The sequence below is a fragment of the Macrococcus brunensis genome (genome assembly GCF_022343725.1).
In the GTDB taxonomy this organism is placed as follows: Bacteria; Bacillota; Bacilli; order Staphylococcales; family Staphylococcaceae; genus Macrococcus; species Macrococcus brunensis.
In genome coordinates this window covers 2,041,903-2,064,353 of the sequence record NZ_CP092179.1, presented here as the reverse complement: position 1 = coordinate 2,064,353, position 22,451 = coordinate 2,041,903, and the positions used below count along the sequence as shown (strand labels likewise).

Sequence of the window (22,451 nt, the reverse complement as noted above, 5' to 3'; positions counted from 1 at the left end):
ATGGGGGTTCTTATGATTAACCAGCTGGAACGTTTGGCAAGTAAAGAAAAGCTGTCGCACGCTTATCTGTTTGAAGGGACATTAAGAGATGACCTCAAACAGCAGGCGTTGGAATTTGCAGCGCGTATATTATGTCAAGACGAGCAATGTGAATCCAGGGTTCGTCAACATAACTATGCAGATTTTTACTGGCTGGAGACAGATGAGCAGACCATCAAAAAAGAGATGATAGAAGATGTTCTCCATCGCATGAATCAGAAACCTGTCGAAGGGACACACAAAGTCTATGTGATTGTTGACTTTGATAAAGTGACGGTTCAAGGAGAGAACTCGATTCTTAAGTTTCTGGAAGAACCACCTGCTAATACAATCGCTTTGCTCCTCACAACAAAGTCAGGCGATATTCTACCGACTATTCATTCCAGATGTCAGCATATCATCATTCATTCAGCGAGTACTTATGAGGAAATGCTTAAACTGGATATCCATGCAGATATAGCAGCGACTCTGTCTGCACTGTCATTCAGTACAGACGAAGCACAGGAATGGATTCAGGATAAGTTATTTGAAGAACTGAGACGTGCTCTTCTGAAGTGGGCGGATCAAATACAAAAAGATCCACAGATGGGACTTATACAGCTTGTCGATTTACTAAACGAAGCAAATGAACGGGAGAGTCAGTTACTGATACTCGATATGCTGCAGCTATATTTCCAGGATATGATTTACCTGAAAATTGGGCGCGAGACGCATACCAGCTATCCGGACCACCAGATTAAATTAAAGCAGCTGAGTGAACATATATCGTTACAGACTTTAACACAGTGGATTGACACGACGCAGAAAGCTAAACAGAAGCTGCTGCAGTATGTCAGTCCGATGTTAGTCATGGAACAGATCGCCATTGAAATAGCAAAGGGGTGAAAGCATTGACAGAAATTATTGGCGTCAAATATCATATAGCTGATAAAACAGCCTATTTTCTACCCGACCATGAACAGTATGAGCTCGGAGATTATGTGGTTGTTGAATCAAAAAGAGGGAAAGAACTTGCCCGTGTCGTCATCGGTAACCGTGAAGTAGCTGACGATGCAGTTGTCCAGCCGGTGCCTCAGATTAAGCACCGGGCAACGCCGGAGGATTTTCATAAATATGAGCAGAATATGCTCGATGCTGATAAAGCATTTAAAAGATGTAAAGAGCTGATCAAGAAGCATCAGCTGGACATGGGGCTGGTCAACGCAGAATATACGTTAGATAAAGGGAAAATTATTTTTAATTTTACAGCGAGCGAACGTATAGATTTCAGAGAGCTGGTTAAAAGCCTTGCTTTCGAACTGAAGACGAGAATAGAATTACGTCAGATTGGTGTACGTGATGAAGCAAAGATTCTTGGTGGTATCGGTCCGTGTGGCCGCAGTCTGTGCTGTTCAACTTATTTAGGTGATTTTGAACCGGTGTCAATCAAGATGGCAAAAGATCAAAACTTGTCGCTGAATCCGACCAAGATATCAGGGGCGTGCGGCCGGCTGATGTGCTGTCTGAAATATGAAAATGATTATTACGAAGAAACAAGACGCAAACTGCCAGATGTCGGACAGAAGATAGACACACCTGAAGGCCCTGGTAAAGTGATTGCGCTTAATATTCTGGACGTCACTATGCAGGTCAAAGTTCAGGGCGTAGAACAGCCACTCGAATATCATCTGGACGAAATTACGCAAGGAGTTAATTAGATGAATAGAGATGAACTACTGAATGAAATAGTGGAAATGGAGCAGCAGATGCTGCGCCTGCAGCAGAGTTTCATTTCTCTGAAGCAGCAGACTGTTGAGCTTGTAGAGGAAAATGTCGCGCTGAAACTGGAACGTGATAATCTGCAGCGCATGATACAGACACCACGCAATCAACCTAAAAAAATGAAATCCCTGCAGAGTAAGGATAACCTGGCTATGCTCTATGCTGAAGGTTTCCATATTTGTCGCGGAGAACTATTTGGTAAGCATAGAGGAGGCGGGGACTGCATGTTCTGCCTAAGCTTACTGGATTCAGATTAAAAAAGGCAGTCATGCCTTTTTTTATTGGAGGAAATAATGAAGACGAATGAACGGATAGACCGGCTGATCAAAGAAGAGTTAAGTATCATTCAGAATGATGAAGTATTTTCATTTTCAACAGATGCACTGCTACTTGCTCATTTTGTCAGACCGATTAAAAAAGGGCGTGTCATGGATTTATGCAGTGGTAATGCGATTATTCCGCTCCTGCTCAGCGACAAGATGACCGTACCGATTGAAGGGATAGAGATACAGCCGGCTCTTGTCGATATGGCAAGGCGATCAGTGACCTTGAATGAACTGGATAACCAGATTCAGATTCATGAGGGAGATCTGCGTACAGTGAATCAGTCAGTGCTGCCGAGTCAATATGATATCGTGACTTGTAACCCGCCTTATTTCAGGGAAAACCAGTCTTTTCAGCATCTAAAAGAAGCGCATCGCATAGCGCGCCATGAAATATTCTGTACACTGGATGACTGCATCAGTGCGAGCCGACATCTGCTGAAGCAGGGAGGCAGGCTGTATATGGTGCACCGCGCAGATCGGCTGGTGGACTGTCTGGTCAGTATGCGGCAGGGGGGGATTGAGCCTAAAGCCATCTGGCAGATTTACTCGAGACCTGATAAACCGACAGCTGTCACCATCGTTATTGAAGCGGTAAAAGGAGGCAAGCCGGACTGTAAAGTGATGCCGCCTTTTTATATTTATCAGAATGACGGCGATTACAGTGAGGAGATGCATGAGGTCTATTATGGCTGACCACTTCATTTATATTCTGGAATGTGCAGATGGGACTTATTACACAGGCTATACAACGGATCTTGATAGAAGACTGAACGCCCATAACAAAGGGACCGGCGCTAAGTATACACGGGCAAGACGGCCCGTGAGACGTCTTTACGAAGAAGTGTTCTCGACAAAACAAGGAGCTATGCAGCGCGAGTATGCCATAAAGCAGTTAACTCGGTTACAGAAGGAACGACTGATTAAAGGAGTGAAGAAATGACTTTATATTTAGTGGGGACGCCGATCGGTAATCTGGAAGATATCACGTTTCGTGCCGTCCGTATATTGAAAGAAGCAGACATCATTGCCTGTGAAGACACACGTGTGACAGGGAAACTGACCCATCATTATGATATCGACACGCCGCTGAAAAGTTATCATGAACATAATAAGGACAGGATGACTGAGCAGCTGGTAGAACTTCTGACATCAGGGAAAACGGTTGCTCTCGTGTCAGATGCAGGCCTTCCTCTCATCAGTGATCCAGGCTATGAACTGGTTATTGCTGTTAGAGAAGCAGGTATTCGTGTGGAAACTGTGCCAGGACCGAACGCCGCCCTTACGGCACTGATGACAAGCGGTCTGTCTTCTTACTCCTTTTTGTTTACAGGCTTTCTGCCACGTAAAGAAAGTGAGAAAAAAGCTAAGCTTGAGACGCTGATGAATGAACCTCATTCAGTCATTCTTTATGAATCTCCTTATCGCGTCAAAGATACACTGATGGCGATTGAGAAAATCGACAAAAACAGGCGTGTTGCACTTGGCCGTGAACTGACAAAGAAATTTGAACAGGTGATTACATTGCCGGTCGATAGACTGCTCCAGGAGCTGGAGATCAGCATTCCTCTAAAAGGTGAATTTGTTATTGTCATAGATGGACAGTATGAAACGGACGAAGCGGATATGTGGTGGCATCAACTGTCGATAAACGAGCATGTTGAATATTACATCGAGAAGAATATGTCTTCTAAAGAAGCAATTAAACAAGTGGCAGTCGACCGCCAGATTCAAAAGAGAGAAGTCTATGATAGCTATCATATTAATAAATAAAAGGCCCCAGCGCATACTGCGCAAGGGCCTGTTTCATTATTTTGCTTCTTTTTCACGTTCCTGAATTTCTTTGATCAGCTGTTCAGCGCCCTCTTTACTGAGGACGATTTTACCACCTGCGAGCATGTAGTTGTCTTCTGAAACATCGCCAGTAACAGCACAAGTCATACTTGGTTTGTATTTTTTAAGAATGATTTTGTCAGCATCTGTGTAGATTTCGAGAGCATCTTTCTCAGCGATATCTAAAATACGACGTAATTCGATTGGAATAACCACACGACCTAATTCATCAACTTTTCTTACAATTCCTGTAGATTTCATTATATATATCCTCCTGTAGAATCATTTGCTAATTCGACATTATTTTTTATTTTTCGACATTTGTCGTAATTAGAATATACTACCATAAATATACAAAGTCAATAACAATAAACCTAAAAAACAACTTTGTAACATAATGGTAATAAAAATCGACATCAAAATTTTTATACTGTGTCGAATTTACATTTAAAGGAATTGAATTACATGCTTATTTTCGGTATATTTAATACCATAAACACTCAAGGAGGACTACGATGTCTAATAATACTTTTTATGTGACGACACCTATCTACTACCCAAGCGGTAAATTACATATCGGTCACGCTTATTCGACAGTAGCAGGCGATGCTATTGCTCGTTATAAAAGATTGCAAGGTTATGACGTCAGATATCTGACGGGTACTGATGAACATGGTCAGAAAATTCAGGAGAAAGCACAAGCTGCGGGAAAACCAGAAATAGAGTATTTAAATGAAATTATCGCGGATATCCAGGCATTATGGCAGAAGCTTGAAATATCTAATGATGATTTTATCCGAACGACAGAAGAACGCCATAAAAAAGTCGTCGAGAAAATTTTTGAACGACTGCTGGCACAAGGCGATATTTACCTTGGAGAATATGAAGGCTGGTATTCAGTACCTGATGAGACCTACTATACTGAAACACAGCTTGTTGACCCTATCTATGAAGGGGATAAGATTGTTGGCGGTAAGAGTCCGGACTCTGGCCATCCTGTAGAACTCGTAAAAGAAGAAAGCTATTTCTTTAAGCTGAGTAAATATGCAGACCGCCTTGTGAAGTATTATGAGGAACATCCTGAGTTCATTCAGCCCGTATCCCGCAAAAACGAGATGCTGAACAACTTTATTAAGCCAGGTCTTGAAGATCTTGCTGTTTCACGTACATCGTTTGACTGGGGGATTAAAGTACCTTCTAATCCGAAGCATGTAGTCTACGTCTGGATTGATGCATTAACCAACTATATTTCTGCTCTTGGTTATTTAACAGATGACGATACGTTATTCAAAAAGTACTGGCCGGCAGATATACATCTGATGGCAAAAGAAATCGTCCGTTTCCATACAATCATCTGGCCGGTGCTCTTGATGGCGCTTGATCTGCCATTACCGAAAAGAGTATTTGCACACGGCTGGATTCTGATGAAAGACGGTAAGATGAGTAAATCGAAAGGGAACGTTGTCGATCCGCATGTTCTGATTGACCGCTACGGTCTAGATGCAGTGCGCTATTACCTTTTACGCGAACTGCCATTCGGTTCAGACGGTGTATTTACGCCGGAAGCCTTTATCGACCGTACGAATTTCGATCTTGCCAATGACCTTGGCAACCTGGTGAACCGGACGATTGCGATGATCAACAAATATTTCGGCGGCGAACTGTCAGGTTATAAAGGACAGCTCCATGAAAAAGATGCTGAGCTTGAGGCGCTGGCGCTTGAAACAAAGCAGCGATATGACGAGGCAATGGAAAATCTGCAGTTCTCAGTAGCGTTGCAGGAGATCTGGAAACTGATTAGTCGTACGAATAAATATATTGATGAAACAACACCGTGGATTCTCGCAAAAGATGAAAGTGAGAAAGAATTACTTGAAAGTGTCATGTACCATCTCCTTGAAAACATTCGCTTTGCGGCGGTGTTATTACGTCCATTCCTGACACAGACGCCATACAAAATCTTTGACCAGATGAACCTGAATGATGATCAGCTGCAGAATTTTGAAAGTCTTAATACGTATGGGCAGCTCGGACAAATCAAAGTGACAGAGACACCTGCACCTATCTTCCCGCGTCTGGATGCAGAGAAGGAAGTAGAATTCATTAAAGAAAGTATGCAGCCGGCTAAAGTAGAAGAAGCTGTGCCTTCTAAAGAAGAGATAACGATTGATACGTTTGATCAAATTGAACTGAAAGTCGCAACTATCATTGATGCAGATCATGTCAAAAAAGCAAAGAAATTGCTGAAGATTCAAGTGGATCTAGGTGACGAAAAGCGTCAGATTGTCTCTGGTATTGCTGAATATTATAAGCCTGAAGACATCATCGGCAAGAAAGTCATTGTCGTGACTAACTTGAAACCTGTAAATTTACGCGGTGAAAAGTCAGAAGGTATGATTCTGTCAGCAGAAAAAGACGGACAACTGACATTAGTCAGTGTACCAAGCTCTATCATTAACGGTTCTATCGTTAAATAGGAGGAATAAGATGTTAATCGATACACATGTTCACTTAAATGCGGATCAGTATGACGAAGACCTCCAGCAAGTCATTGACCGTGCCCTGGAAGCAGGGATTGATCGCATGATTGTCGTTGGTTTTGACGAGAAGACAATCAAACGGACAATGGAACTTATCGAGCAGTATGATTTTGTTTACGGCGTTATCGGCTGGCACCCAGTTGATGCCATTGATTTCACGGATGACTACTATGACTGGATCAAAGAACTGGCGACACACGACAAAATCGTAGCGATTGGTGAAATGGGTCTTGATTATCATTGGGACAAATCGCCGAAAGATGTTCAGAAAGAAGTCTTCAGACGCCAGATTGCACTGGCAAAAGAACTGAAGAAACCTATTGTGATTCATAACAGAGAAGCGACGCAGGATGTCGTTGATATTCTAAAAGAAGAGAATGCGGCTGAAGTCGGTGGTGTCATGCACAGCTTCAGTGGTTCAACAGAGATCTGTGATGAAATTCTGAAGTTGAACTTTATTATTTCTTTAGGAGGTCCAGTCACGTTTAAAAATGCAAGACAGCCTAAAGAAGTGGCGCAGCACATTCCACTCGATAAACTGATCGTTGAAACAGATGCGCCGTATCTGACACCGCATCCTTATCGAGGTAAACGTAACGAACCCGCTTATGTAAAACTGGTAGCAGAACAGATTGCAGAGTTACGCGGCATCAGTTATGAAGCGTTAGCTGAGGCAACAACGCAGAATGCAGAAAGATTATTTAGACTATAGTTTGACAGGCAGAAATCCAGGTCAGGATTTCTGCCTTTTATGCTATAATGAGACAGGTGATTTTAATGAAAATAAATGAGATAGTAGTCGTTGAAGGTAAAGACGACACAGTCAGAGTTAAACAGGCTGTCGACTGTGATACGATAGAAACAAATGGCTCTGCCATCAATGAATTAACGCTGCAGGCGATAGAACATGCGGCAGAAAAACGCGGCGTCATTATTCTGACGGATCCGGATTACCCGGGCAATAAAATCAGAATGACGATTGAGAAGCGTGTCCCATCAGCGAAGCAGGCGTTTATTGACGCTTCTATTGCTAGAAATAAACGTGGAAAAATTGGGATAGAACATGCGCCGCTGACAGCGATACAGGATGCACTTGTAAATGTCAGCACGCCTTTTGATAGCGATGTAGAGACAGTCAGTAAGCAGCTCTTAATAGACTTAGGCCTTATTATCGGACCGGGGGCTAAAGAAAAAAGAACGAAAGTCTGCCGAGTGCTTAAAATCGGCTATTGTAACGGTAAACAACTTTTTCATCGGTTGAATGCGTTCGGTATCACAGAAGAAGACGTTAAAAATGCGATAAAGTGAGGTTGAAGGATGGATTACAAAGATATAGCAACACCTGTCAGAACAAGAATGCTGTTAGAAAAACACGGCTTTTCATTCAAAAAAAGTCTGGGTCAGAACTTCCTGATCGATACGAATGTCATTAATAACATCATTAGTGCGAGTGGAATTACTGAGCAGTCAGGTGTGATAGAGATTGGACCTGGCATGGGGTCACTGACAGAACAGCTGGCAAAACGTGCCAAAAAAGTAGTAGCCTTTGAAATCGATCAGCGTCTGATTCCGGTACTGGAAGACACGATGAGTCCTTATGATAATGTCACCGTGATTAATGAGGATATTTTGAAAGCTGATGTTCAGCAGGCGATTGAGACGCATCTACATGATTGTGAGGAAGTACTGGTAGTCGCTAATCTACCCTACTACATTACGACACCTATTTTAATGGGACTGCTCGAAAAACATCTGCCAATAAAAAGTTATGTTGTCATGATGCAAAAAGAAGTCGGTGAAAGATTGAGCGCAAAACCTTCGACAAAAAGTTATGGTTCGTTATCGATAGCAGTGCAGTATTATACGACTGTCGAGAAAGTGATGATCGTGCCTAAAGGTGTTTTTATGCCACCACCTAATGTGGATTCTTTAGTCGTTAAACTGACCTCACTTGATCAGTCGGCTGTTCAGGTTGAAGATGAAGCATTGTTCTTTAAACTGACGAGGGGTGCCTTTGTTCAGCGCCGTAAAACGATTCTCAACAATTATATGTCATTGATTAAGGACAGCAAAATGCATAAAGAAAGCATTATCAACTGGCTGCAATCAGCAGGTATCGAACCTACACGTCGGGGTGAAAGCTTGACACTGCAGGAGTTTGCAGAACTGTCAAATAAATTCAAAGAAAATGTCGAATTGTCGATATAAATCTATTGACAACCCCGTCTCTAGTTGATAAAATTTAAATTTTATTTGACTAATTACTATAAAAATGATATAATTTTCCCTATAGCGAGGTGGGGTCAATATGCCAAAAACATTAATAGACATCAAAAAAATTCTTGATTGTCAGTTAGGAAATCGTATTGTACTTAGAGCTAATGGAGGCCGTAAAAAGTTAATTGAACGCCGTGGCGTTTTAAAAGAAACTTATCCATCAGTTTTCATCGTTGAGCTTGATCAAAGCCAGCACAATTTTGAACGCGTGTCTTATACATATACTGACGTGCTGACAGAAAATGTTCAAGTGACATTCGTCAATGATAATCAAGAGGAATTCCTCGTTCAATAATTTAACGAGTTAAGCATATCCCTGGGATATGCTTTTTTTATTTGTCCATCGCTTCTGTTCTGAAATATGATAAAATTGTACTATTAATTTTAAGTGAGGACGAAGGATGATTTACGAAAATGCACCAGCTAAAATCAATTTAACGCTGGATACACTTTATAAACGTGATGATGGTTATCATGAAGTTGAAATGATTATGACGACTGTCGATTTAAATGATCGGCTGACGTTGGAGAAACGACACGACAAAAAAATAATTCTGAAAGTAGAGCATCGCTATGTGCCGACTGATCATCGCAATCTGGCTTATAAAGCAGCTAAGCTGATGATGGATCGCTATCAACTTGAGCAGGGTGTGACGATTACGCTGGACAAAACGATTCCGATAGCAGCAGGACTTGCCGGCGGGTCGAGTGATGCGGCAGCAACGTTCAGAGGAATGAATCGGCTATTTGAACTCGATCTGTCTTTAGAGACGCTCAGTGAACTAGCGGCAGAGATTGGTTCAGATATTCCGTTCTGTGTTTATGGCAAGACTGCACTATGCACAGGACGTGGAGAGAAGCTGCAGGCGTTGCCTAAACCGCCTGCTGCATGGGTCGTTCTTGCAAAACCCGATATCAGTGTCTCAACAGGCGATGTCTACGGTGCGCTTCGTATTGAAGAGCATGCTGAACAGATTCCGACTGAAGACTGCATCCGTGCGCTCGAAGAAGGCGACTATCAGCTTCTCGTCAACAGTCTGGGTAACCGCCTGGAAGACGTGACTATTAAGATGCATCCGATTATTCAGACATTGAAAGAAACGATGCAGAAAGCCGGTATAGATGCGACAATGATGAGCGGCAGCGGTCCGACAGTTTATGGACTTGCAAGTAAGGAAAGACAAGCGAAAAGTGTAGTGAATGCCTTAAAAGGCTGCTGTAAAGAAGTCTATATGGTCAGATTACTGGGTTAGACTTGAAAAGCCGAACGTTTGTGATATATTATATTTAAAACATACGTAAATGAGGCAGAGAAATGAAGTTTAAACGTAGTGAAAGAATAGTATATATGACGAGTTACTTACTTCGTCATCCTAATGAACTGGTGCCGCTCACTTATTTTGTTCAGAAATTTGAGCAGGCTAAATCTTCCATCAGTGAAGACATCCAGATTATTAAAGAGACTTTTATCAAAGAAAAAATGGGAATTATCACAACAACAGCCGGTGCAAGTGGTGGCGTGACATTCAGACCAATGATGTACAAAGAAGAAGCGGAGCAGCTGGTAGACCGCCTATGCGATATGCTGCAGGAAGATGAACGATTACTGCCAGGCGGCTATTTATTCATGTCAGATATGGTCGGGAATCCAAGACTGCTTGGACAAGTAGGCGAGTTGATCGCAACGATGTATATGGATAAAGAGATTGATGCGATTGTGACAATCGCAACGAAAGGGATTTCTCTGGCCAATGCAGTCGCAAATATTATGAATCTGCCTGTAGTGGTCATTCGTAAGGATAACAAGGTGACAGAAGGTTCTACAGTCAGCATTAACTATGTTTCGGGTTCATCTCGTAAAATTGAAACGATGGTGCTTTCTAAGCGTACATTACCTGAAGGTTCAAATGTCCTGATAGTCGATGATTTTATGCGTGCAGGGGGCTCTATTACAGGTGTCATGAATTTAATGAATGAGTTTAAGGCCAAGGTTGCAGGGGTATCTGTACTTGTAGAATCTAAAGAAGTTAAAAATCGATTAATAGAGGACTATACTTCGCTGGTGAAACTCTCAGATGTAGATGAATACAACCAGTCTTTTACTGTTGAAAAAGGCAATTGCCTGAATTTTTTTAAATAGAGGAGAATGAATGATGGAATCAATTATTTCTAACAAAGTAGCGGCAGCAATCGGACCATACTGCCATGCTGTTAAAGTGAACAACATGGTATACACAAGTGGACAACTTCCTCTTACAGCGGATGGCGTATTAGTAAGTGAAGATGTACAGGCACAAACTGATCAAGTTTTAAAGAATCTTCAGTTAGTGTTAAATGACTGTGGCTCTGATTTAAATCAAGTCGTTAAAACAACGATTTTTATCAAAGATATGAATGATTTTCCTTTAATCAATGAAGTATATGGCAACTTTTTCAGTGAGCATCTCCCAGCGCGTAGCTGTGTAGAAGTGAGTCGTTTACCTAAAGACGTAAAAGTGGAGATTGAAGTCGTAGCACTCGTTCATTAATCGAAACTATTTGACAGGGGGCAACTCAAGTGAAAGTTACAGATGTTCGATTAAGAAAAATTGATACTGATGGTCGCATGAAAGCACTTGTTTCAATCACGCTTGATGATGTATTTGTAATCCATGACCTGCGAGTGATTGAAGGAAATTCCGGTATGTTCGTTGCAATGCCAAGTAAACGGACACCCGATGGGGAGTTTCGTGATATCGCTCATCCGATCAACAGCGATATGCGTCAGGAAATTCAGCAGGCGGTCATGAAAATCTATGATGAGACACCTGAATCATCGTCTGAAAATGCAGAACCACAACCTGAAGTTCAGACTTATGGTGAAGAAGAGGCGACAAGTGTCGAAGTAGAAGGCCTGATAGAAGACGATTCACAGACAACTATAGAAGAAGATCTTCAGCGATAAATGACAAGGAGAGCGCAACGCGCTCTCCTTTTATTATAGGATAAGTGCTTGAAAGTCACTTAGATGTTAAATTATAATAGAGGTAACGCGAATTTTGGAGGCTTTCAATATGACTAGACAAGCAATTATCCTGGCAGCAGGTAAAGGCACTCGTATGAAATCAAAACTCTACAAAGTGCTTCATCCTGTGACAGGTAAACCAATGGTAAAACATGTCATGGATAACATCAGACAGTCAGGCGTGACAGAAGTGGTTACCATTGTGGGACATGGTGCAGATCAAGTGAAAGAACTGCTTGGCAGTGAATCGAAATTCAGCATGCAGAACGAACAGCTGGGAACTGCCCATGCAGTTTCGATGGCAAAAGAACATCTAGAAAATCATACAGGTACGACAGTTGTCATCTGCGGTGATACACCGCTTATCTCTAAAGAAACAATTGAGAGTTTTATTGCACATCATGAACAGAGCGGGGCTAAAGCCACTATTTTATCGGCAAAGACCAACCAACCTTTCGGCTATGGCCGTATTGTCAGAGATGACAAAGGAGAAGTTGAAAAAATCGTCGAGGAAAAAGACGCTAATATCGAAGAAAAGCTCATCAATGAAGTCAGCTCAGGCACTTTCTGTTTTGATAATCAGGCCTTGTTTGAAAAACTGGCGCTTGTTAAGAATGACAATGCACAAGGTGAATATTACTTACCTGATGTCATTGAGCTGCTGAAAGAAGAAGGCGCTAGAGTAGAAGCGTATGTTACTGAAAACTTTGAGGAAACACTAGGCGTCAACGACCGTGTTAACCTGGCACTTGCTGAAAAACTGATGCGTCGACGTATTAACCAGCAGCACATGCTGAACGGTGTAACCTTGCTTGATCCGGATAACACTTATATCGATAGTGAAGTTGAAATCGGTCAGGATACTGTTATTCATCCAGGTGTATCACTGAAAGGCAAAACGGTAATCGGTGAAGAAGTCATCATTACGGCACATAGTGATATTAAAAACAGTACGATTGGAGACCGGGCAGAAATCAAGCATTCTGTCATCACTGATTCTATCGTGGGTACAGATTCTGCCGTTGGACCTTTTGCACAGCTTCGCCCAGGCAGCGACATCGGCAGAGAAGTAAAGATCGGGAATTTTGTCGAAGTGAAGAAAGCCAAACTGCATGACGAGGCGAAAGTATCGCATTTAAGTTATATCGGAGATGCAGAAATCGGTGAACGGACGAATGTAGGCTGTGGCTCTATTACAGTCAACTATGATGGTAAGAATAAATTCAAGACTGTTGTCGGTAAAGATGCTTTTATCGGTTGCAACTCAAACTTGGTAGCTCCTGTTACAATAGGAGATGGCTCTTTTGTTGCGGCAGGTTCAACGATTACAGACAACGTGCCTGAAGAAAGTCTTGCATTAGGACGCGCGCGCCAGACGACTAAAGAAGGTTATTACAAAAAATAAAAGCTGTGGAGGCTGAAAAATGTTATATAACGAAATTAAAGACACGAAGTTAAAGATTTTCTCACTGGAAAGTAATCATCCGTTAGCAGACGAAATTGCGAAGCATGTTGGTTTACCTTTAGGTAAATCAAGCGTCAAACGCTTCAGCGATGGTGAGATTCAGATCAATATTGAAGAAAGTATCCGTGGCTGTGATGTTTTCATCATTCAATCAACCTCTAATCCGGTCAATGACCATTTAATGGAACTCCTTATTATGATTGACGCTTTAAAACGTGCGTCAGCCGTTACTATTAACGTCGTGATGCCTTACTATGGTTATGCACGTCAGGACCGTAAAGCACGCAGCCGTGAACCGATTACGGCTAAACTCGTTGCTAATTTACTTGAAACAGCAGGTGCAGACCGTGTCATCGCACTTGACTTACACGCTCCACAGATCCAAGGTTTCTTCGACATTCCAATTGACCACTTAATGGGTGAGCCGATTCTGTCGGATTATTTCCTGGAAAAAGAAGATATCGATTTAGAAAGCTTAGTCATTGTTTCACCAGACCACGGTGGTGTAACACGTGCGCGTAAAATGGCGGACCGTCTGAAAGCACCGATTGCTATCATCGATAAACGTCGTCCAAAACCAAATGTAGCAGAAGTGATGAATATCGTCGGTGACATCAACGGTAAAACAGCGATTATTATCGATGACATCATTGATACAGCAGGTACCATTTCAATTGCAGCACAGGCTTTAATTGATAAAGGCGCTAAAGAAGTGTATGCATGCTGTACGCACCCTGTTTTATCAGGTCCTGCTTTTGAACGTATCGAAAATTCAGCAATCAAAGAACTGATTGTGACAAACTCTATTAACTTACCACAAGAAGGCAGACCAGCTAAGATCGTTCAGTTATCAGTAGCAGAACTCCTTGCTCAGGCGATTGTCAGAATTTACGAACAAGAATCAGTCAGTATTTTATTCGATTAATTTTAAAAAAATGTTTAAGTTTTCGTGGACCGGGTATTTAGTTCTTATGAGAGAAAATAAACGTCATGCAAGCAGGTTTTCACAACTGATGGGCAGGCGTAGGAGTTCCTTAGGATGAGGGACACGAAAGGTAGGAAATAAACATGGCTAATTTAAAAGCAGTCGAAAGACAAGGTAAATCAAAACGTTCAGAACTTAACGAATTAAGAAACACTGGTAAAATTCCAGCAGTTATCTATGGTTTCGGTGCAGCTAACACAGCGGTTCACGTTGACGCTGCAGAATTTACTAAAGTTATGCGTGAAGTGGGACGTAACGGTGTTATCGAACTTGGTTTAGATGCAGGCAGCACTAAAGTAATGGTATCTGACTATCAAGTAGATCCTATTAAAAATCAAGTGACACACATCGACTTCTTAGCTATTAACATGAAAGCTGAATTAACAGTAGATGTAACAGTTACATTAACAGGTGAAGCTAAAGGTGCTGAAGAAGGTGGCGTTGTTCAACAACCATTATTCACTTTATCAGTCACTGCAACTCCAGACGAAATCCCTGAAACAATTGAAGTAGATGTAACGGAACTTAATATCGGTGATTCTATCGCTGTTGGTGATTTACGTGGTAACAAAAACTACACAATCAACAATGAAGACGATGAAGCAATCGTTTCAGTTGTACCACCTACAGTTGTGGAAGAACCTGAAGAAGATGAAGAAGCGGCTGAAGGTGAAGAAGCTGAAGGCACTGAAGGCGAAGAAACTGCTGAAGGCGAAGAAACAGACGCTTCAGAAGAAAAAGCTGAATAATCGTCATTCTCTAAACAGACAGCCAAGGCTGTCTGTTTTTTTATGCTAAAAAAATCGTTATAATAGGAGTAATGAACTTTAAATGGAGGTTCCTATGAAATGTATAGTAGGGCTCGGTAATATCGGGCGTAAATTTGATCTTACAAGACACAATATAGGATTTATGGTAATTGATGAACTCTGTCAGAAACATGGTTTAGAGTTGGATAAACAGAAGTTCAATGGACTGTATACGATTGCGACGATTAAGGGCGAAAAAGTACTGCTAATTGAACCGATGACTTATATGAATTTATCAGGAGAAGCTGTGCGTCCTTTAATGGATTACTATAAAGTCACGACAGAAGACATCTTAGTCCTCTATGATGATTTAGATATGCCACCTGGCCGTCTGAGATTACGTCCTAAAGGTTCTGCTGGAGGTCATAATGGAATTCGCTCGCTGATTCAGCATTTAGGGACGGATGAATTTAAGAGAATCCGCATCGGGATCGGTAGACCACCTGGTCGTATGAAGGTGCCGGATTTCGTTCTGCAGAAGTTCTCTGATGACGAAATGATAACGATGCACCGCGTGATTGACCGCACAATTGAGGCCTGTGAAACGTTTCTGACGGGAGAACGTTTTGAGAATGTCATGAACCAGTACAATGGTGATGTGAATTGAAACCGCTTATTTCTACGATTGTGCAGCAGGATGAACGATTCAGGGAATTATCAGCCGTCTTCGGCAAGAAGAACTTACTCATCACGGGACTGAACCCGTCAGCCAAGGCCGTGATGATGGCTGAACAGTATTTAACGCAGGACCGACAGATGATGATTGTCACGAATAACCTTTATCAGGCAGAGCGACTGGAGAATGATCTTGCGCAGCTCGTGCCTGTCGATGAACTATATAAATATCCTGTACAGGATATCATGATAGAAGAATTCTCAACGAAGAGCCCGGACCTCATGAGTGAACGAATTCGTACTTTGACTCAACTCTCTAATGATGAGAAGGGTCTATTTATCGTGCCGATAAATGGCCTGAAGAAATTACTGAGTCCGAAATCCTTATTTAAAGCACACGTCATTCAGTTTAAAGTAGGAGAAGATGTTGAACTGAATGTCCTGCAGCAGCAATTAGTTGATATGGGTTATATGAGACGTAATCAAGTGACGACAGTCGGCGAGTTCTCAGTGCGCGGAGGATTGATCGATGTCTTTCCGATGATCGGCCGCCCTGTCAGAATAGAGCTGTTTGACACGGAAGTGGACAGTATCCGCTATTTTGATGCGGATACCCAGCGTTCTGAAGAGAATATTGAAAGCGTGGAACTGACAGCAGCGAGCGAGTTTATTTTTAATGACGAACAGATTACGAGCATCAGAACAGGTCTTGAGACTGCGCTACAGGAGACAGAGAAAAAACTGTCTAAAGAAGCACAGCAGGATCTGCGGGATACGTATGACAATCTGATTTCTCACTCGGCAGAATTACTCGATCATAATGTCCTGCGTCGCGCGATTAAATTCGCTTATCCAGATGAAACGACGATAGTAGACTATCTGCAGCGTGACGCTCTCGTTGTAGTGGATGAGTTTAATCGGGTGAAAGAAGCGGAAGAAAGTATTTCCAGAGAAATAGAGGAATTTCAGCAGTCATTAATAGAAAGCGGCAGAGGATTTATCGGACAGCGGTTCATTAAAGAAGAAGCGTTCCATCAGCTGCTCAATCATTTTACGACTACATTCTTTACACTCTTTACTGCAACAATGCCTGTCAAAATAGAAGAAATCGTTAAGTTTTCCTGTAAACCAGTCCAGCAGTTCTATGGTCAATACGATCTTATGTTCTCAGAGTTTGATCGCTTCAGGAAACAGGATTATACCATGGTGGTCCTGGCATCAAACCCGACTCGTAAGAAGAAGATTCAGGATATGCTTCTGGATATGCAGCTGCCTGTTGCAGTGGAACGAGCAGCAAAGCCTGGCATTGCCATTATTACAAGCGGTGACCTGTCAGAAGGATTTGAGCTGCCTTACATGAAGCTTGCCGTCATCACTGAAAGAGAACTGTTTAAGCTGAGAAAAGAAAAGCCGAGACGTCATCAGAAGAAACTCTCCAACGCTGAAAAGATTAAATCTTATCAGGAACTGAATGTCGGAGACTATGTCGTTCATATCCATCACGGTGTAGGACGCTACCTGGGTGTTGAGACACTGGAAGTCAATCAAGTGCATAAAGACTACATCAAGATTCAGTACAAAGGCACTGACCAGCTCTTCGTACCGGTCGACCAGATGTCCTACGTTCAGAAATTTGTCGGTTCAGAAGACAAAGAACCGAAACTGAATAAGATGGGCGGCACCGAGTGGAAGAAAACAAAGGCGCGTGTGCAGAGCAACGTCAATGAGATTGCAGATGAATTACTCAAACTGTATCAGGAACGTGAACGTATTCAAGGTTATCGGTTTGGACCTGATACGGAAGAACAGGATACTTTTGAGATGGACTTTCCCTATACACCAACAGAAGATCAGATGCGTTCACTGGAAGAAATCAAGGAAGACATGGAGAAACCGAAGCCGATGGACCGGTTGTTATGCGGCGATGTCGGTTACGGTAAGACAGAAGTCGCTGTGCGAGCAGCGTTCAAAGCAGTGATGGACGGCAAGCAAGTCGCATTCTTAGTACCGACAACCATCCTTGCCCAGCAGCATTATGAAACATTTATCGAACGTATGCAAGATTATGCTGTTGAGATTCAGATGATGAGCCGCTTCCGAACAGCAAAAGAGATCAAGGAAACAAAAGAAGGACTGAAATCAGGATTTGTTGATATCGTGATTGGTACACATAAACTACTGAGTAAAGATGTCATCTATAAAGACCTCGGTCTATTGATTGTCGATGAGGAACAGCGTTTCGGTGTGACTCATAAAGAAAAGATCAAGGCACTGAAAACCAATGTTGATGTACTGACGTTAACCGCAACACCGATTCCGCGGACGCTGCATATGAGTCTTCTCGGCGTACGTGACTTATCAGTCATTGAGACACCGCCTGAGAACCGTTTCCCGGTCCAGACTTATGTGCTCGAGTATCAGCATAATTTTATTAAAGAGGCACTCGAGCGGGAACTCGCCAGAAATGGACAGGTCTTCTATCTCTACAACCGTGTAGCGACCATCTATCAGAAGGCAGAACAGCTGGAGATGATGATGCCGGATGCGCGTATTGCGGTTGCGCACGGCCAGATGTCGGAGCGCGAACTGGAAGAGACGATGCTCGGTTTTATCAATCACGAATATGATATTCTGGTAACCACAACAATCATTGAAACCGGTGTCGATGTGCCAAATGCGAATACACTGATTATTGAAGATGCCGACCGCTTTGGCCTCAGTCAGCTCTATCAGCTGCGGGGCCGCGTAGGACGAAGTAATCGTATCAGTTATGCTTACTTCCTGCATGCACCTAACAAAGTGCTGACTGAAGTGGCTGAACAGCGTCTGCAGGCTATCAAGGAATTTACGGAACTCGGCTCAGGGTTCAAGATTGCGATGCGTGACCTGAACATACGGGGCGCCGGTAATCTTCTCGGTCGTCAGCAGAGTGGTTTCATCGATTCTGTCGGTTATGATCTCTATTCAGAGATGCTGCAGCAGGCTGTGAACGAAAAACGTGGTATCGAGCCCGTTCAGGAACGACCTGATATAGAAGTCGATGTCCAGGTGGATGCCTATATTCCGGCTGAATATATTCGCGAAGAACAGGCAAAAATCGAGTTCTACAAGAAACTCCGTCATATTCAGTCAGAAAAAGAACTGATGGATGTCCAGGATGAAATGACTGACCGTTACGGGGATTATCCGGTTGAAGTCGAGCGTCTGCTCGATATCGTGAAGATTAAAATCAATGCACTTCAGTTCGGTATTACATTAGTGAAAGAAAAAGGAAAAGAGATTGAGCTGACTGTCTCCACGGCATCAACTGCCAAAGTAAACGGAGAGCAGCTGTTCAAAGACACTGAAGCATTCGGTCGCGACTTAAAAGTGGGTGTCGCAAACGGCCAGATGACATTATCGCTGAAAAAAAGAGGAAACTGGCTGCAGTCACTCGTGCAGCTGACCGATATTATGCAAGGAAGTATCACAATCGATGGCGAAGAATAATGTCTTTAATTCAGTCATCATTTTAACGGTGTCGATGCTTCTTGTGAAAATTCTGAGTGCCTTGTACAGGGTGCCTTATCAGAATGTACTCGGGGACGCGGGTCTGTATGCTTATCAGCAGGTCTATCCAGTGGCGGCCATTGTGGCAGTACTCAGCTTGAATGCTGTGCCGAGCGTCATCAGCCAGTTCGATCATGAATATGCAGAGAAAGTCTACCGTCTTCTTAGAATCAGCAGTTTTATCCTGCTGATTCTATTCATGATTTTCAGTGGTCTGATAGCGAGACTGATGGGGGATCCTAACCTGACTTCAATGCTCCGCATATCGCTTCTTGTCCTGCTGCCTTTCAGCTTCGTCGCTGTCGCTCGTGGAGAATTGCAGCGACGCGATGCGATGCGGACTATTGCAGTCTCACAGCTGATTGATCAGGTGATACGCGTCTCTGTCATACTACTCGGCATCTATCTTTATACGACCGGCTTTTCGATTTATGAAAGCGGCGCTGTCAGCATACTTGGATCTTTCCTCGGTATCAGCGGCGCGTGGTTATATTTAAGACGTAAAGGACGTATTAAGCCGGCAGACAGTCTCAGCAAAACTCAACTCAAGCAGTTCCTGCTCTTGACGCTTTTTTATGCACTCAGTTACCTCATCATGATTCTCTGGCAGCTCGTCGATAGTTTTACAGTTCTTAATATGCTCAAACATATCGGTTACAGTCTGCAGGACAGCAGAGAACTGAAAGGAATCTACGACCGGGGGGCATCGCTCATTCAGATGGGACTGATTGTCACCACTTCTTTTGCCTTGGTGCTCATTCCCCTGCTCGCTCAGGCTAAGCGTCAGGGACACCATCAGGAGATGAACGATTATGCAAGCTCTGCGCTTAAAATCACGATTGTTTTCAGCAGTGCAGCGAGCATCGGACTGCTCAATCTGATTAAACCGTTCAACCTCTTTTTATTCAAAAGTGATACCGAAGCAGTGACGCTTGCTGTTTATATGCTTGCGGTCATCTTTGTGTCGCTGATTATTATGTTTACAGCCATGCTGCAGATTACAGAAGATTACCAGATCCAGGCCATTGGTGTTGTGTCAGGACTGCTCACTAAAATTGTTCTGAATATCGTCTTGATTGCAAATTTTGGTATACTGGGGGCAGCAATTGCAACAGTCAGCGGGTTAGTCGTCTATACAATTGTACTTTTCCGTCGGATTATCCAGCGTTATACGCTTCAGCTGAAATCCTTCACGGTGCGCTGGGCCATGACATTAGTGGTGATGTCCATCGTCCTTCAGTTCACTCTTCAGCTGCCTTTTACAGATAGACTGAGTGCGCTGATAGTCTCTCTTGTCGGTGTGGCAGCAGGCGTGCTGATTGTAGGATCTGCAATGATAAAATTTAAGATAATTTCTGCTGATGAATGGATCCATCTGCCTTTTGGAGAACATGTCATCAGATGGATGAAATGAGGGGAATAGATGAATAAAATTACAGTGATCGGTCTCGGTAACTATGGACTGGATGAACTGCCTTACGGTATATATCAAATGCTGACAGCAGGACAGAAAGTCTATGTCAGAACGCTGAAGCATCCAGTGATAGTAGAGCTGCCTGATGTAGAGTGGGAGAGTTTTGATGCTGTTTATGAAAAACATGAACAGTTCCCGGCCGTCTATCAGGAGATTGTGGATACACTCTTAAAAGAGGCGGAAGAAAATGAGGTTCTGTATGCTGTACCGGGTCACCCAATGGTTGCCGAATCAACGACGCAGCTGCTGCTTCAGTCAGACGCGCCTATTGAAGTCAAAGGCGGGAAAAGCTTCATCGATGACTTATTTACAGCAGCAGGCGCAGATCCAAATGATGGTTTTCAGCTGCTGGATGCGACTGCGTTTGATGCACGTCACTTAAACATCAGAAATGCACTTGTTGTCACGCAGGTCTATAATCAGATCGTAGCAAGCGACCTTAAGATTACATTACTTGATCATTATCCGGCAGAACATCCGGTCAAAGTGATTACCGCTGCACGGAATCATGACTCAGAAGTCAAAGAAGTGCCGCTCTTTGAACTGGACCATGATTTCAGTGAATCGAATCTGACAAGCCTTTATATTGACCCTGTCACAGGTACCGGCCTTTACGGGGAACTGACAGAGCTGAACAGTGTTATGGCGACATTGATTAGTCCGGACGGCTGTCCGTGGGATCAGAAACAGACGCATCAATCATTAAGACGCTACTTGATTGAAGAAAGCTTCGAATTGATCGAAGCGATTGACGCAGATGATATCGACCATATGATTGAAGAACTCGGGGATATTCTTTTACAGGTCGTCTTTCATGCCGCTCTTGCTAGAAGAGACGAGTTGTTCGATATAAGAGAAGTGATTGAAGCGGTAACGGATAAGATGATCCGACGCCATCCGCATGTCTTTGGGGATGCGGTCGTCAACAATCTGGATGATCTGAATCAAGTATGGGAACAGGAAAAGAAAAACGAAGGAAAAGAAAAACGCGACATCAAGGTCGAGAAACAGTTTGCAGATCTTTTCATGGCGCTTTATGAAAAAGTTAAAGAAGGCGTTTCTCTGGAAGAAGCGCTGCAGGAGGTTAAATATGAGACTCGATAAATACTTAAAGGTATCACGCTTAATTAAAAGACGCACACTTGCCAAAGAAGTGAGCGATCAAGGTCGTATTACCATCAACGGCAATACGGCAAAAGCATCTTCAGTGGTCGCAGTGGGCGATGAACTCGTCATCAGACTGGGACAGCGTATCGTCACAGTTGAAGTAACAGGTTTATCTGAGCATGCCACTAAGGATAATGCCAAGCAGATGTTTGAAGTGAAAAAAGAAGAAAAAATAACGTCCTCACCAGAATAGGAGGCGAATGAATGGCTCGTAAAGTCAATCAACTTGATAATGCATATACACGTGAGAAACGCATCAAACTGAAAGCCAGCCGAGTGGTGCGCAAACGGCTGACGGTTTTCGGTGGCTTTCTCCTGGCGATACTTCTTTTTCTTTCTGTGATGATGTTCATGCAGATGAATCAGAATAAAGAACTGAAAAATGCCTATCAGGAAAAATCAGTTGAACTGAAGAAACTAAAGGATCAGGAAATTGCACTTAAAGAACAGTTGAAGCAATTAAACAGCAAAGAATACATCACTAAAGTCGCACGCAGTGAATATTTCCTGAGCAATGACGGCGAGATTATTTTTAAATTGCCTGAAGAAGACGCTGAAAAGTAGCGAGTGAGTTGTTATTTCATGGAATCAGGCATATAATGAAAAGGAA

Annotated in this window: 24 protein-coding genes and 1 pseudogene; 24 read left to right on the top strand and 1 reads right to left on the bottom strand. The window is 42.9% G+C overall.

Annotated elements, in window-relative coordinates; translation table 11 throughout:
- Window positions 1–12: 12 nt before the first annotated feature.
- Genes MGG13_RS10970 through rsmI form a run of 6 tightly spaced genes read left to right on the top strand, consistent with a single transcriptional unit; the run spans window position 13 to window position 3,896 of the window.
- Window positions 13–924, top strand: coding sequence for a DNA polymerase III subunit delta' C-terminal domain-containing protein (locus MGG13_RS10970; protein ID WP_239034876.1), 912 nt, complete (start codon window positions 13–15; stop codon window positions 922–924).
- A 5-nt stretch (window positions 925–929) separates the two neighbouring features.
- Complete coding sequence (locus MGG13_RS10965; protein ID WP_239034875.1) at window positions 930–1,736, top strand: PSP1 domain-containing protein; 807 nt, start codon at window positions 930–932, stop codon at window positions 1,734–1,736.
- Window positions 1,737–2,057, top strand: coding sequence for an initiation control protein YabA (locus MGG13_RS10960; protein WP_133432580.1), 321 nt, complete (start codon window positions 1,737–1,739; stop codon window positions 2,055–2,057).
- 33 nt (window positions 2,058–2,090) lie between these two features.
- Window positions 2,091–2,819 (top strand): tRNA1(Val) (adenine(37)-N6)-methyltransferase, encoded by a 729-nt coding sequence (locus MGG13_RS10955; RefSeq protein WP_239035723.1) that lies wholly within the window; start codon window positions 2,091–2,093, stop codon window positions 2,817–2,819.
- Window positions 2,812–3,066 (top strand): GIY-YIG nuclease family protein, encoded by a 255-nt coding sequence (locus MGG13_RS10950; protein WP_239034874.1) that lies wholly within the window; start codon window positions 2,812–2,814, stop codon window positions 3,064–3,066. The genes MGG13_RS10955 and MGG13_RS10950 overlap by 8 nt, the downstream gene beginning before the upstream one ends.
- A complete protein-coding gene (gene rsmI, locus MGG13_RS10945) occupies window positions 3,063–3,896 on the top strand; it encodes a 16S rRNA (cytidine(1402)-2'-O)-methyltransferase (RefSeq protein WP_239034873.1) in 834 nt (277 codons plus the stop codon). The genes MGG13_RS10950 and rsmI overlap by 4 nt, the downstream gene beginning before the upstream one ends.
- A gap of 36 nt (window positions 3,897–3,932) precedes the next feature.
- Here the strand turns inward: rsmI and MGG13_RS10940 are convergent, their stop codons facing one another.
- The gene (locus MGG13_RS10940) at window positions 3,933–4,217 is read right to left on the bottom strand and encodes a transition state genes transcriptional regulator AbrB (protein WP_133432583.1); all 285 of its coding nucleotides are present in this window, start codon (window positions 4,215–4,217) and stop codon (window positions 3,933–3,935) included.
- Window positions 4,218–4,462: 245 nt separating this feature from the next.
- Between MGG13_RS10940 and metG the strand changes: the two are divergent.
- The 18 genes and pseudogenes from metG to MGG13_RS10850 all read left to right on the top strand — a co-directional run.
- Window positions 4,463–6,433: pseudogene (metG, locus tag MGG13_RS10935) on the top strand (methionine--tRNA ligase); the annotation flags it as partial.
- A 10-nt stretch (window positions 6,434–6,443) separates the two neighbouring features.
- A complete protein-coding gene (locus tag MGG13_RS10930) occupies window positions 6,444–7,208 on the top strand; it encodes a TatD family hydrolase (RefSeq protein ID WP_239034871.1) in 765 nt (254 codons plus the stop codon).
- 65 nt (window positions 7,209–7,273) lie between these two features.
- Window positions 7,274–7,804 carry a ribonuclease M5 gene (gene rnmV, locus MGG13_RS10925; protein ID WP_133432586.1) on the top strand — a complete coding sequence of 177 codons (531 nt, stop codon included), beginning with the start codon at window positions 7,274–7,276 and terminating at the stop codon, window positions 7,802–7,804.
- A 9-nt stretch (window positions 7,805–7,813) separates the two neighbouring features.
- Window positions 7,814–8,704 carry a 16S rRNA (adenine(1518)-N(6)/adenine(1519)-N(6))-dimethyltransferase RsmA gene (rsmA, locus tag MGG13_RS10920; protein WP_239034870.1) on the top strand — a complete coding sequence of 297 codons (891 nt, stop codon included), beginning with the start codon at window positions 7,814–7,816 and terminating at the stop codon, window positions 8,702–8,704.
- A 100-nt stretch (window positions 8,705–8,804) separates the two neighbouring features.
- Entirely contained in the window at window positions 8,805–9,068 is a 264-nt protein-coding gene (gene veg, locus MGG13_RS10915) for a biofilm formation stimulator Veg (protein ID WP_133432588.1), read from the top strand.
- 106 nt (window positions 9,069–9,174) lie between these two features.
- Complete coding sequence (ispE, locus tag MGG13_RS10910) at window positions 9,175–10,026, top strand: 4-(cytidine 5'-diphospho)-2-C-methyl-D-erythritol kinase (protein WP_239034869.1); 852 nt, start codon at window positions 9,175–9,177, stop codon at window positions 10,024–10,026.
- 62 nt (window positions 10,027–10,088) lie between these two features.
- A complete protein-coding gene (gene purR / locus MGG13_RS10905) occupies window positions 10,089–10,913 on the top strand; it encodes a pur operon repressor (RefSeq protein ID WP_133432590.1) in 825 nt (274 codons plus the stop codon).
- A gap of 13 nt (window positions 10,914–10,926) precedes the next feature.
- Window positions 10,927–11,301 carry a RidA family protein gene (locus MGG13_RS10900; protein WP_133432591.1) on the top strand — a complete coding sequence of 125 codons (375 nt, stop codon included), beginning with the start codon at window positions 10,927–10,929 and terminating at the stop codon, window positions 11,299–11,301.
- Window positions 11,302–11,330: 29 nt separating this feature from the next.
- The gene (spoVG, locus tag MGG13_RS10895; protein ID WP_133432592.1) at window positions 11,331–11,717 is read left to right on the top strand and encodes a septation regulator SpoVG; all 387 of its coding nucleotides are present in this window, start codon (window positions 11,331–11,333) and stop codon (window positions 11,715–11,717) included.
- A gap of 109 nt (window positions 11,718–11,826) precedes the next feature.
- Window positions 11,827–13,182: a bifunctional UDP-N-acetylglucosamine diphosphorylase/glucosamine-1-phosphate N-acetyltransferase GlmU gene (gene glmU / locus MGG13_RS10890; RefSeq protein WP_239034868.1), complete on the top strand. Its 1,356-nt coding sequence runs from the start codon at window positions 11,827–11,829 to the stop codon at window positions 13,180–13,182.
- Between the two features lie 19 nt (window positions 13,183–13,201).
- Window positions 13,202–14,167: a ribose-phosphate diphosphokinase gene (locus MGG13_RS10885; protein ID WP_239034867.1), complete on the top strand. Its 966-nt coding sequence runs from the start codon at window positions 13,202–13,204 to the stop codon at window positions 14,165–14,167.
- A 143-nt stretch (window positions 14,168–14,310) separates the two neighbouring features.
- On the top strand, window positions 14,311–14,976 hold the full coding sequence (locus MGG13_RS10880) for a 50S ribosomal protein L25/general stress protein Ctc (protein ID WP_239034866.1): 666 nt from the start codon (window positions 14,311–14,313) through the stop codon (window positions 14,974–14,976).
- A gap of 94 nt (window positions 14,977–15,070) precedes the next feature.
- Window positions 15,071–15,643, top strand: a complete 573-nt coding sequence (gene pth, locus MGG13_RS10875) for an aminoacyl-tRNA hydrolase (protein WP_239034865.1) — start codon at window positions 15,071–15,073, stop codon at window positions 15,641–15,643.
- Complete coding sequence (gene mfd, locus MGG13_RS10870) at window positions 15,640–19,140, top strand: transcription-repair coupling factor (RefSeq protein WP_239034864.1); 3,501 nt, start codon at window positions 15,640–15,642, stop codon at window positions 19,138–19,140. The genes pth and mfd overlap by 4 nt, the downstream gene beginning before the upstream one ends.
- Window positions 19,127–20,614, top strand: coding sequence for a polysaccharide biosynthesis protein (locus MGG13_RS10865; protein ID WP_239034863.1), 1,488 nt, complete (start codon window positions 19,127–19,129; stop codon window positions 20,612–20,614). Before mfd ends, MGG13_RS10865 begins: the two co-directional genes overlap by 14 nt.
- A gap of 9 nt (window positions 20,615–20,623) precedes the next feature.
- The gene (locus tag MGG13_RS10860) at window positions 20,624–21,778 is read left to right on the top strand and encodes a MazG family protein (protein ID WP_239034862.1); all 1,155 of its coding nucleotides are present in this window, start codon (window positions 20,624–20,626) and stop codon (window positions 21,776–21,778) included.
- Complete coding sequence (locus MGG13_RS10855; protein ID WP_133432600.1) at window positions 21,765–22,034, top strand: RNA-binding S4 domain-containing protein; 270 nt, start codon at window positions 21,765–21,767, stop codon at window positions 22,032–22,034. Before MGG13_RS10860 ends, MGG13_RS10855 begins: the two co-directional genes overlap by 14 nt.
- A gap of 11 nt (window positions 22,035–22,045) precedes the next feature.
- A complete protein-coding gene (locus tag MGG13_RS10850) occupies window positions 22,046–22,405 on the top strand; it encodes an FtsB family cell division protein (protein WP_133432601.1) in 360 nt (119 codons plus the stop codon).
- The last annotated feature ends 46 nt before the right edge of the window (window positions 22,406–22,451 follow it).

What these genes read in the sequence shown, in the direction of transcription:
- MGG13_RS10970 (WP_239034876.1), top strand. Translation starts at nt 13, where the DNA reads ATGATTAACCAGCTGGAACGTTTGGCAAGTAAAGAAAAGCTGTCGCAC.
- MGG13_RS10960 (WP_133432580.1), top strand. Translation starts at nt 1,737, where the DNA reads ATGAATAGAGATGAACTACTGAATGAAATAGTGGAAATGGAGCAGCAG.
- MGG13_RS10950 (WP_239034874.1), top strand. Translation starts at nt 2,812, where the DNA reads ATGGCTGACCACTTCATTTATATTCTGGAATGTGCAGATGGGACTTAT.
- rsmI (WP_239034873.1), top strand. Translation starts at nt 3,063, where the DNA reads ATGACTTTATATTTAGTGGGGACGCCGATCGGTAATCTGGAAGATATC.
- MGG13_RS10940 (WP_133432583.1), bottom strand. Translation starts at nt 4,217, where the DNA reads ATGAAATCTACAGGAATTGTAAGAAAAGTTGATGAATTAGGTCGTGTG.
- MGG13_RS10930 (WP_239034871.1), top strand. Translation starts at nt 6,444, where the DNA reads ATGTTAATCGATACACATGTTCACTTAAATGCGGATCAGTATGACGAA.
- rnmV (WP_133432586.1), top strand. Translation starts at nt 7,274, where the DNA reads ATGAAAATAAATGAGATAGTAGTCGTTGAAGGTAAAGACGACACAGTC.
- rsmA (WP_239034870.1), top strand. Translation starts at nt 7,814, where the DNA reads ATGGATTACAAAGATATAGCAACACCTGTCAGAACAAGAATGCTGTTA.
- veg (WP_133432588.1), top strand. Translation starts at nt 8,805, where the DNA reads ATGCCAAAAACATTAATAGACATCAAAAAAATTCTTGATTGTCAGTTA.
- ispE (WP_239034869.1), top strand. Translation starts at nt 9,175, where the DNA reads ATGATTTACGAAAATGCACCAGCTAAAATCAATTTAACGCTGGATACA.
- purR (WP_133432590.1), top strand. Translation starts at nt 10,089, where the DNA reads ATGAAGTTTAAACGTAGTGAAAGAATAGTATATATGACGAGTTACTTA.
- MGG13_RS10900 (WP_133432591.1), top strand. Translation starts at nt 10,927, where the DNA reads ATGGAATCAATTATTTCTAACAAAGTAGCGGCAGCAATCGGACCATAC.
- glmU (WP_239034868.1), top strand. Translation starts at nt 11,827, where the DNA reads ATGACTAGACAAGCAATTATCCTGGCAGCAGGTAAAGGCACTCGTATG.
- MGG13_RS10885 (WP_239034867.1), top strand. Translation starts at nt 13,202, where the DNA reads ATGTTATATAACGAAATTAAAGACACGAAGTTAAAGATTTTCTCACTG.
- MGG13_RS10880 (WP_239034866.1), top strand. Translation starts at nt 14,311, where the DNA reads ATGGCTAATTTAAAAGCAGTCGAAAGACAAGGTAAATCAAAACGTTCA.
- pth (WP_239034865.1), top strand. Translation starts at nt 15,071, where the DNA reads ATGAAATGTATAGTAGGGCTCGGTAATATCGGGCGTAAATTTGATCTT.
- MGG13_RS10865 (WP_239034863.1), top strand. Translation starts at nt 19,127, where the DNA reads ATGGCGAAGAATAATGTCTTTAATTCAGTCATCATTTTAACGGTGTCG.
- MGG13_RS10860 (WP_239034862.1), top strand. Translation starts at nt 20,624, where the DNA reads ATGAATAAAATTACAGTGATCGGTCTCGGTAACTATGGACTGGATGAA.
- MGG13_RS10855 (WP_133432600.1), top strand. Translation starts at nt 21,765, where the DNA reads ATGAGACTCGATAAATACTTAAAGGTATCACGCTTAATTAAAAGACGC.
- MGG13_RS10850 (WP_133432601.1), top strand. Translation starts at nt 22,046, where the DNA reads ATGGCTCGTAAAGTCAATCAACTTGATAATGCATATACACGTGAGAAA.